This window comes from Halobacillus sp. BBL2006, assembly GCF_000786645.1.
GTDB lineage: Bacteria > Bacillota > Bacilli > Bacillales > Halobacillaceae > Halobacillus.
The window spans coordinates 1-1176 of the sequence record NZ_JRNX01000457.1 but is presented as its reverse complement, the minus strand read 5'-3'; the positions used below and the strand labels follow the sequence as shown (position 1 = coordinate 1176).

The following is a 1176-nucleotide window of genomic DNA, read 5'->3' as shown; positions in this document are numbered from 1 at the left end:
TTCAAAATCGATCTCCGCATGGCCGTGGGGGGCGTGATCATATCCGAATACAGGCAATAACCGCTTGATGCTAACTCCCGGTGTGTCAAGGGGCACAAGGACCATCGACTGTTGATCATACTTCGGGGCATCTGGATCTGTTTTCCCCATGAAGATAGCTACTTTACATCGAGGATCACCCGCGCCTGATGACCACCATTTACGGCCATTGATGACATATTCATCCCCCTGCCTTTCAATCCTGGCTTCAATGTTCGTCGCATCAGAGGAAGCGACATCAGGCTCCGTCATTGAAAAACATGACCGAATCTCTCCCTTCAAGAGAGGCTCAAGCCATTTCTCCTTCTGTTCCGCGCTTCCGTACTGGACAAGAACTTCCATATTCCCAGTATCAGGTGCATTACAGTTGAAGACCTCCGGACCGATCAATGAACGCCCCATCCATTCACAGAGAGGGGCATATTCTAAATTTGTCAATCCAGCCCCATATGTATCACCTGGTAAAAATAAGTTCCATAAGCCTTCTTCGCGGGCTTTTGCCTTTAATTCTTCCATAATCGGAGGAACAGCTGTCCACCGGGAATCTTGTTCATTCAATTGTTCTTCATAAACTTTTTCATTTGGAAAGACATATTCCTCCATAAAAGAATGAATCTGCTGCTGATATTTTTTCACTTTTTCGGAATAATCAAAGTTCACATTCTTCCTCCTTTCCTGTGAACATACCGAATAGTATGTAATCTTTATTCTATATGGATAATTCTGAAAATTCAACAAAAATGAGTGATCATTCATTTTACGCAGACTTTTTTCATAATCGAACTTCTTTTACATAGGTATGGAATGTAGGACATTATTTCGAGGGAGGAGATCGACATCATGAGTGAAAACAATAACAGCAACAAATCGTCCTCTAAGAACAAGGATGAAGGATTTATTAAAGGAGTCTCTAAAGAAGCCAATGATTTTGTTCATAACACCGTTGATACTTCAGGAAAAATCCTCAAATCTATTACTGGAGAGGGCGGCTTGATTGGAAAAACGATTGATTCGTCTGGAAACATTGTGAAAAAAGCTTCTGAAAAAGGGTCAGAAGCGATTGGGAAAACCGTCGATACTTCATCGAAGGCATTCAAGAATATTAAGGATAAAACCTTCAATAAAAAGAAATAAGAA

At 41.2% G+C, this 1176-nt stretch carries 2 protein-coding genes; one reads left to right on the top strand and one right to left on the bottom strand.

The window, feature by feature from the left end; translation table 11 throughout:
• Positions 1–699: acyl-CoA dehydrogenase family protein (locus LD39_RS13630; RefSeq protein ID WP_035547941.1), on the bottom strand; the 699-nt coding region annotated here is incomplete at its 3' end.
• A 180-nt stretch (positions 700–879) separates the two neighbouring features.
• Between LD39_RS13630 and LD39_RS13625 the strand changes: the two genes are divergently transcribed.
• Positions 880–1173 (top strand): hypothetical protein, encoded by a 294-nt coding sequence (locus LD39_RS13625; protein WP_035547938.1) that lies wholly within the window; start codon positions 880–882, stop codon positions 1171–1173.
• Positions 1174–1176 lie beyond the last annotated feature (3 nt).

Bases quoted from the DNA above. Each gene is read 5' to 3' on its own strand.
- LD39_RS13625 (WP_035547938.1), top strand. From the start codon at position 880: ATGAGTGAAAACAATAACAGCAACAAATCGTCCTCTAAGAACAAGGAT.